Raw genomic sequence first — 9,066 nt, forward strand, 5'->3', positions numbered from 1 at the left:
CTCCCGTCGAGGGGCCGGGCACGTGGCCGAGAGCCTGGGCCGTGACGTGAGGTGAAAGGACAGCGGGCCGCGGGGATGGTGAGGCAGCCCCGCGGCCCTTTTCGCTGTCCGGACTCAGCCGGCGCTCAGGCTCGCCTCCCGCACCCTGGGCCGTAGTTCCAGCATCGCCCCCCGCTCCGGCAGAGCGGAGACGCTGCGGCTTCGGGTCCCCTCCGGACGCGGATCCCGGCGGTGCAGTTCGCACTGCGACAGCACCTCGCGGAGGACGGCCTTCATCTCCAGAAGGGCGATCTTGTCCCCGAGGCAGCGGATCCGCCCGCCTCCGAACGGGATCCAGGTGTAGACACCGGGCTTGGTCCCCAGGAAACGCTCGGGGCGGAACGCCTTCGGCTCCGGGTACAGGGACGGATCGCGGTTCATCAGGTACGCGCTCGCCCACAGAAGCATCCCGGGCTCGAAACGCACACCGCCGATCTCGATCGGCTTCATGACCGTACGGGGGATGATCTGCGGAATCGACGGCTTCATCCGCAGCACCTCGTGGACCGTCGCCGTCAGGTACTCGTCGCTCTCGCCGGCGTCGATCTCGGCGACCAGCTTCTTCAGCGCCTCCGGCTCCCGGCTCAGGAACTCGAACGACCAGGCGATGGCAGCGGCCGTCGTCTCGGTACCGGCGAGGAAGATGGTCATCATCTCGTCACGCAGTTCCCGGTGGGTCAGCGGCGAGCCGTCCTCATGGGTGATGCCGAGCATCACCGCGAGCATGTCGTCACCGGGATCGCCCGAGGCGCGGCGCTCGTCGACCGCCTCGGCGATCAGTGCGTCGGCGCGCTCCCGGAGCGTGAGGAACTCGTGGAAGCCGAGCGGCCGTATGGCCCTGAGCACCTTGACCGCCGCGGGCGGCATCTTGTGGATCATCATGGCCGAGCCGATGCGGTTGTTGAACCGCATCATCCCGATCAGCACCTCGATCAGCTCGTCCCACTGCCGCGGCACCTTGGACCCGAAGATCACCTCGCGGATCACATGCAGGGTGAAGCGATGGATGTGCGGGTGCAGCGGCATGTCACGGCCGCGCGGCCACAGTGCCACCTCGCGTACGGCCATCTCGTCGATCGAGGTCCCGACGCGCTGGAGCGCCTTGCCGTGAAAGCTCGGCATGAGGAGCTTGCGCCGGACCTTGTGCTCGTCCTCGTCCAGCCAGGCGAGACCCGACTGGCCGGTGAACTTCTCGATGGTGGAGGAACCGGTGCCGGTGTGCAGGACATCGGCGGGCGCCAGAAACATCTGCTTGATGTCCTCGGGGTCCGAGAGTACGTACAGCGGCTTGGGCGGGACGCGAATACGCAGCGCGAACCGGCCGCCGTACTGATCCTGGCAGCGCTCCACGTAATCGGCCGGGCGCTTCCAGTACTTGATGATCTGCAACGGCGCGGGGATCCGCGGCCCCGGCAGCGCGGTGGCCGGCATGGCGGCCCGCTGGTGCGGGGCGGCCGACTCGGCCGGACGCTCGGCGCCGGAGATCTCGGGAGCCTCGCCGGCAGCGGAAGCCCCGGAGGCCGCGGCGAGCGCGCTGTGGTCGACCGGGCAGCCTTCCGCCTCGGGCTGACCGCCCTGGCCCGAACTCGACTTGGACACATCCATCTCTGTCATCCTTTTCTCGAACACCACATGGTCGGTTCAGGCCGCGGACGTTTCTTGGGCCCTCTCATTCGCGTGCCTCAGCGAGCGTGTACGCCGCCACCGGGCGCCGTTCTGCGCCGATCGCCAGCAACGTGGCTCCGCCCGCGAGCCCGCACGCCGCCATGAACAGCCACGTGGTGTGGAAGGCGGAGACGTCCGGCCGGGAACCGAGCACGGCCGCGACGGCGGCGACACCCAGCGCTAGCCCGACCTGACGGCACATCGAGAGCATCGCGGTGCCGGTGGCGAAGCGTTCGGGCGGCAGCGGCAGCGTGGCCGCCCCGGACAGACTCGGCAGCACCAGACCGGAGCCGATCCCCGCGATGATGCCCGCCGGGAGGAAGTCGGCGACGTAGTCCGGGGTGCCGCCGGTCGCCACTCCCCACCAGACACCGCCGGCCGCGAACAGCACGCTGCCGCCCAGGCCGACGACACGCGCCCCGTACCGGGTGGTGAGCAGGCCGCCGGGCACGGCGAAGACGGCGGCCATCACCGGACCGGGTGTGATCTCCAGGCCGGCCCGCAGCACCGAATGGTGCCAGACCTCTGTCAGGAACAGCGTCGACGCGAGGATCATCGCTCCGAACCCGGCGAAGAACAGCAGTGTCGCGAGGTCGGCGAAGGCCACGGCCCGCATCCGCAGGATGGCCGGCTCGATGACGGGAGTGGGATGCCGGAAGGCACGCCGCAGGCTGTACCAGGCACCGAGCAGGCCCAGGGCGAACAGGCCCAGGACCCGGGCCCCGCCCCACCCCCAGTCCTCGCCCTGCACGATCGCCGCGACGACCGCCGCGATGGTCCCGGCGAGTACCAGGGCACCGAGCGCGTCGGGGACCTGACGCGACTCCTCCCGGATCTCCCGCAGCGTCCACCAGCCGAGGAACACCGTGGCGACGCCGATGGGAAGGTTGACGAGGAACACCCAGCGCCAGTCGGCCTCCACGAGCAGCCCGCCGATGGGCGGGCCCGCCGCCGCGGCCGCGCCGCCCATCGCCGACCACAGCCCGATCGCCGTACCGCGCCGCTCCATTGGGAAGAGCGGCAGCATCAGACCGAGCGAACTCGGCAGCATCATGGCGCCACCGATCGCCTGCAGAACCCGCGCGGCGACCAGCAGTCCCAGCGAAGGCGCGGCCGCGCAGGCGGCCGACGCCACCGTGAACACCACGAGCCCGCTCAGGTACGCCTTCTTGCGTCCGGAGCGATCCGCCCAGCGGCCGGCCGGCATGAGCAGAGCCGCGAAGGTGATCGCGTACGCGCTGAGCACCCACGACAGATCGCTCAGGGTCGCCGAGGGGAACGAGCGGCCCAGGTCCGGGAACGCGATGTTCACGATGAACAGATCCAGCGACGACACGAAGACGCCGGTGAGGACCACGGCGATCTGCAGACCTCGACGGGGCGTGGTCGAACTCATGCCTCAAGCCACCTTTCAGTTGCGTCCGCGGTCGCGGATGCCGCGGACTCGATCAGCTCGAAATGGTCGGCGACGATCACCACTTGGTCGTCGCCGACCTCCCAAGCGGGCCAGCCGTCGGCCGCTCCGGCATCTCCCTCGCGGCTCGCGCCCCCTTCACGGCTCGCATGTCCTTCACCGCTTACCTCCACTGCGCCGCGCACGTCTACTCCGCCGCGCACGTCTGCTCCGCCGTCCACGTCTGCTCCGCCGAGCACGTCTGCTCCGCCGAGCACGTCTGCTCCGCCGCGCATGTCTGCTCCGCCGCTCTCACTCCGCCGGCCCAGCGGTTCGCCCGCGCGGATCAGGAGGGAGCGGGCGGTGATCCGGGCTGCGTCGCGCTCCGCGAGGAGGCGCATGTAGGTGCCCATCGCGAGCCAGTTGGCGTCGTCGATGGCGATGGCCTCGTGATCGCGCTCAAGGATTTCCGTCATCACCAGGGAGAAGACCCGGTTGGTCTCCTCCTCGCCCTCAGGCGTGGGTGTGTCGATCATGACCACACCCGCAGGTATCACGCCCTCGTTCTCGAACCGGACGGCGAGCGAATGCGCGATGACACCACCGATCGAGTACCCGACCAGGACGAACGGATCGTCGCCGACGGCCCGCCGGATCGCCTCCGCGAGGACCTCGATCGCGGCGTTCCAGGACCCCGGCGCGGCTTCGTCGCCACGGAATCCCGGCAGCGAACAGACGTATACGTCGCGTTCCCCGTCGAAGTGGTCGGCGAACCGCATGAACTGGTGCGGACCGGAACCGACCACGAACGACGGCACACAGACGAGCTTCGGCAGCCCCCTGCCCTCACCGCCCTGCGCGAGTTGTACGACGTACCCGTCGCTGCCGCCGAGTTCAGCGGCCGACGCGAAGGACGGCCGGAACCTGGACGCCTCGGTCAGCAGCGGTACCGCCGCAACGATCGAACCCGCGTCGTGGGCGTGGCGCAACAGCGCACTGAGCGTTCCGCCGGCCACGGGATCGACGGGTGCGGCCACCGCGGACTTCTGGTGCCGCGCGCGGGCCGGTGCTTCGCCGACCTCCGCCAGCAGGAACCGTGCGACGGCGGCGGGCGACGGGTGGTCGAAGACCAGCGTGGACGGGAGCCGCACGCCGGTGGCCTGGGTGAGCCGGTTCCGCAGGTCCACAGCGGCGAGCGAGTCGAAGCCCAGCTCCTTGAAGGCGCGTTCGGGTTCGATCGCCTCGGGTGTGGCATGGCCGAGTACGGCCGCCACCTGACCGCACACGAGATCGACCGCGACCCGCTCCCAGTCCGCCTGCGGGACGTCGGCCAGCCGCTGCGCGAGCGAACCACCGGCCGTCCGGTCCGTACGTCGTGCCGGCACACGGACCAGGCCGCGCAGGAGTGCCGGCAGCAGGCCCGTCCGGGCCTGCGCCCGCAGGGCAACGAGGTCCAACTGCACCGGCACGACCAGGGCCGCATCGCGCCGCCGGGCCTCGTCGAAGAGTTCCAGACCGAGCTCGGTCGACAGCGCACCGACCCCCATCCGCTCCAGCCGCGCCAACTCCGCCTCGTCCAGTTCCCCGGTCATCCCGGTCGCATCCGCCCACAACCCCCACGCCAACGAGGTCGCCGGCAGACCAGCAGCACGACGGCGCGCAGCCAGCGCATCAAGCACGGCATTCGCCGCCGCATAGTTGCCCTGACCAGGACTGCCGATCAGAGCCGCCACAGACGAGAACAGCACGAACGCCGACAACTCCATGTCCGCGGTCAGTTCGTGCAGGTGCAGGGCCGCGTCCACCTTCGGCCGCATGACGCGTTCGAGCTGCGCGGGAGTGAGGGAGGTGATCACACCGTCGTCCAGGACACCGGCCGCATGAATCACCGCCGTCAGCGGATGGGCGAGGGAACCGATCAGAGCGGCCAGCTCGCCGCGGTCGGACACGTCACAGGCCACGGCTTGGGCCTCGCAGCCCAACTCCGCCAGATCCCGCACGAGTCCGGTAGCACCAGGAGCCTCCGGCCCACGCCTACTGACCAGCACCAACCGCCTGACACCATGCTGTGCGGCCAGATGCCGGGCGAACACCGCACCCAGACCACCCGTACCACCCGTGATCAACACCGTGCCGTCGGGATCCAGCACCGGCGCCTCGACCGATGCGGAGGACGCCCGCGCCAGCCTCGGCGCCAGGAACCCACCACGACGAACAGCGAGCTGAGGCTCCTCCAGAGCAGCCAGCACACCCCAGTCCGGCACACCACCGTCACCGTCGGCATCATCGTCAATGTCCACCAGGGTGATCCGGCCCGGATGCTCCGACTGCGCACTGCGCACCAGACCCCACACCGGCGCCAGCGCCAGATCCGGAACCTCATCACCCACCGCGATCGCGTTCCTCGTCACCACCACCAACCGCGCATCAGCCAACACCTCACCCGCCAACCACCGCTGAACCAGCCCCAGCACCCCCGTGGCCACGGTCAGCGGAGTACCCGCCGACCCGTCCACCTCGGCCAGCACCAGATCCGGCACCGGCGCACCACCGACCAACGCCCCCTCCAGCGCATCCAGATCGGCATACCCCGACTCACCCAGCACCGCGATCCGTACGGAGGCCGCAGGCGGTGTCGGGAGGGTGGTCCAGTCCACCGTGAACAGCGAACTGTTCCCCGGTCGCTGGACGCTCGCGAGCTGCGCCTGGTCGACCGGACGGAAGGCCAACTCGTCCACGCTCGCAACCGGCACGCCGTACTCGTCGGCGATGTCGATCCGCAGCGCTGATTCACCCCCCGATCCGATCCGCACCCGTACGCGGGAGACGCCACCGTTCCCGAGACGAATGCCGGACCAGGAGAACGGCAGCCCTGCCGAGAACCCTTCCTCCCCGTGGTCGAGCCACTCGAGTCCGCCGTGGAGCGAGGCGTCGAAGAGTGCCGGGTGGATACCGAAACCCCGGGCGGACTCGGCGTGCTCCTCAGGAAGCGCGACCTCGGCGAAGATGTACTCACCATCACGCCAGGCCGCCCGCAGCCCCTGGAACACCGGCCCGTAGTCATACCCGGCGTCCGCCAGACGCGTGTACAACGCCTCGACATCAACCGGCTCGGCACCCGGCGGCGGCCACTCGACCGGCAACACCGACACCAACGGCTGCGTCTCCGCCACGAGCACACCCCGCGCGTGACACACCACCTCGGGCCGCTCGCCCTCACCCCGCTGCTCCGCACGGGAGTAGAGCACGACCGCACGGCGGCCATCCTCATCGGGCTCGCCGACAGTGACCTGCAACTGCACCGCCGCACTGCCTTCAAAGATCAGCGGTGCCTCCATGACGATCTCTTCGAGCACCGGGCTGCCCGCGTGCTGCCCTGCCGTCACGGCCAGTTCGACCAGCGCGGTGCCGGGCACGATCACCGTGCCGAGCACGACGTGGTCCTGCACCCAGGGCGCACTGTCCTGCGACATGCGTCCGGTGAACAGCCACTCGTCCCGCTCCCCCACCTGGACAGCGGCAGCCAGCAGTGGGTGGTCGAGCCGCCCGAGTCCGGCGGCGGCCGCGTCACCGGCCCCGGCGCCGGGGGTCAGCCAGTAGCGCTCGCGCTGGAAGGCGTAGGTCGGCAGGGAAACGCGCCGAGCGCCGGTACCGGCATACAGCGCCGACCAGTCCACCGGCACGCCGGCCAGATGCGCCTGCGCAATAAACGCCGCGAACGTCTCCGCCTCGGGGTGACGCGCCCGCAACACGGTCGCGAACACCGCCTCCGTGTCCTCATCCACCGCCTGACGCGCCAACGCCGTCAGCACACCATCCGGACCCAACTCCAGGAACCGGGTCACACCCTCGCCCTGCAGGGTACGAACCCCGTCGGTGAACCGGACCGCCTGACGGACGTGATCCACCCAATAGCCAGGGTCAGCCAGCTCCGCCGACACCAGAGCACCCGTCACATTCGACACCACCGGGACTCGGGGGACGTGGTACGTGAGGGTCTCGGCCACCTTGCGGAAGTCGGCCAGCATCGGCTCCATCCGATGCGAATGGAACGCATGACTCACCCGCAACCGAGTCGTCTTCCGGCCCTGCCACCGCGGCAACCACTCATCAAGCGCATCCAAGTCCCCGGACACCACCACCGAACGAGGACCGTTCACCGCAGCGATCGACAACCGGCCCTCGAACCCGGCCAGCTCCCCAGCCACCTCCTCCTCCGCCGCCTGCACCGCCGCCATCCCACCACCAGCCGGCAACGCACCCATCAACCGGCCACGAGCCACCACCAGCGCACACGCATCCGCCAGCGACAGCACCCCCGCCACGTGAGCGGCCACCAGCTCACCGACCGAATGCCCGATCAGATAGTCCGGGCGCACTCCGAGGGACTCGACCAGCCGGAACAGGGCCACCTCGACCGCGAACAACGCAGCCTGCGTGAACTCCGTCGCATCCAGCAACCCCGCATCCGCAGAGCCCTCCTCAGCAGCCAGCAGACTCTGAAGCGAACGGCCCAGCCGCGGGTCCAGCTCCGCACACACCTCATCCAACGCCCGCGCGAACTGCGGGTAAGCAGCGGCGAGTTCCACACCCATCCGCGCCCGCTGCGCCCCCTGCCCCGTGAACAAGAACGCCGTACGACCCGCCCCCACCCGACCGTCGAACACACCAGCCGCCGGTACACCGCCGGCCAAAGCCGCAAGCCCCGCCAGCAACCCCTCCCGGTCCGACGCCACCACCGCAGCCCGCTGCTCCAACTGCGCCCGCGACACCACCGACGAGAAACCAGCGTCCAGGACGTCAAGCTCCGGATGCGCCAGCAGATGGGCGCGCAGCCGCTCGGCCTGGGCCCGCAAGGCCACCTCGCCCTTGCCCGACAGCAGCACCGCGGCCGGCCGGTCCGGCACACTCACTTCCCCGACCGACACCGCAGAATCCTGCGGCGCCTCTTCCAGAATGAGGTGGGCGTTCGTACCGCTGACTCCGAAGGAGGACACCCCCGCGCGCCGCGGCCGCTCACCCGCAGGCCACTCCTCCGCCTCCGTAAGCAGCTTGACCTGACCGGCCTCCCAATCGACATGCGGCGACGGCGCATCCACGTTCAACGTGGCAGGCAACTTCTCATGCCGCATCGCCATGACCATCTTGATCACACCCGCGACACCGGCCGCCGCCGACGTGTGACCGATGTTCGACTTGATGGACCCGAGCCGCAGCGGATCGTTGTCAGCCCGCTCCTGCCCGTACGTGGCCAGCAGCGCCTGCGCCTCGATCGGGTCACCCAGCTTCGTGCCGGTGCCGTGACCCTCCACGGCATCGACATCGGCAGGGCTCAACCCAGCATTAGCAAGAGCCTGCCGGATCACCCGCTCCTGCGACGGACCGTTCGGCGCCGTCAGACCATTACTCGCACCGTCCTGATTCACCGCGCTGCCCCGGACAACACCAAGAATCCGATGACCGTTGCGCCGCGCATCCGACAACCGCTCCAGCACGACCAGACCAAGACCGTCCGAGAAACCCGTGCCATCCGCTCCGGCCGCGTACGACTTGCAACGCCCGTCGGGCGACAGCCCACGCTGCCGACTGAACTCCATCAACAGGAACGGACCTGCCATCACCGTCACGCCGCCCACCAGCGCGAGCGAGCATTCACCCGAGCGGAGCGCCTGGGATGCCATGTGCATGGCCACCAGCGACGACGAGCACGCGGTGTCCACCGACACCGCCGGACCCTCAAGCCCCAGACTGTAAGCAACCCGACCCGACACAACACTCGTTGTCGCTCCGGTCAACCGCAGTCCCTCGACTTCCGGAAGGCTGCCGGCCGGTACCGCTCCGTAATCCGAGGCGCCCACACCGCAGTAGACGCCTGTGTCGGAGCCGCGCAGTGAGGTCGGGTCAATACCCGCGTCCTCGAACGCCTCCCACGCCGCCTCCAGCATCAACCGCTGCTGCGGATCAATCGC

General features: G+C 69.7%; 3 protein-coding genes. All 3 read right to left on the reverse strand.

What is annotated here, in order from left to right:
- Positions 1-114 precede the first annotated feature (114 nt).
- Entirely contained in the window at positions 115-1,644 is a 1,530-nt protein-coding gene (locus AB0N16_RS40345) for a cytochrome P450 (RefSeq protein WP_365805819.1), read from the reverse strand.
- Between the two features lie 64 nt (positions 1,645-1,708).
- Positions 1,709-3,100 carry an MFS transporter gene (locus tag AB0N16_RS40350; protein WP_365805820.1) on the reverse strand — a complete coding sequence of 464 codons (1,392 nt, stop codon included), beginning with the start codon at positions 3,098-3,100 and terminating at the stop codon, positions 1,709-1,711.
- Positions 3,097-9,042 (reverse strand): type I polyketide synthase, encoded by a 5,946-nt coding sequence (locus AB0N16_RS40355; protein WP_365805821.1) that lies wholly within the window; start codon positions 9,040-9,042, stop codon positions 3,097-3,099. Before AB0N16_RS40355 ends, AB0N16_RS40350 begins: the two co-directional genes overlap by 4 nt.
- Between the last annotated feature and the right edge of the window lie 24 nt (positions 9,043-9,066).

This window comes from Streptomyces sp. NPDC051105, from assembly GCF_040682795.1.
Taxonomy (GTDB): Bacteria; Actinomycetota; Actinomycetes; order Streptomycetales; family Streptomycetaceae; genus Streptomyces.

Bases quoted from the DNA above. Each gene is read 5' to 3' on its own strand.
- AB0N16_RS40345 (WP_365805819.1), bottom strand. From the start codon at position 1,644: ATGGATGTGTCCAAGTCGAGTTCGGGCCAGGGCGGTCAGCCCGAGGCG.
- AB0N16_RS40355 (WP_365805821.1), bottom strand. From the start codon at position 9,042: ATGCTGGAGGCGGCGTGGGAGGCGTTCGAGGACGCGGGTATTGACCCG.
- AB0N16_RS40350 (WP_365805820.1), bottom strand. From the start codon at position 3,100: ATGAGTTCGACCACGCCCCGTCGAGGTCTGCAGATCGCCGTGGTCCTC.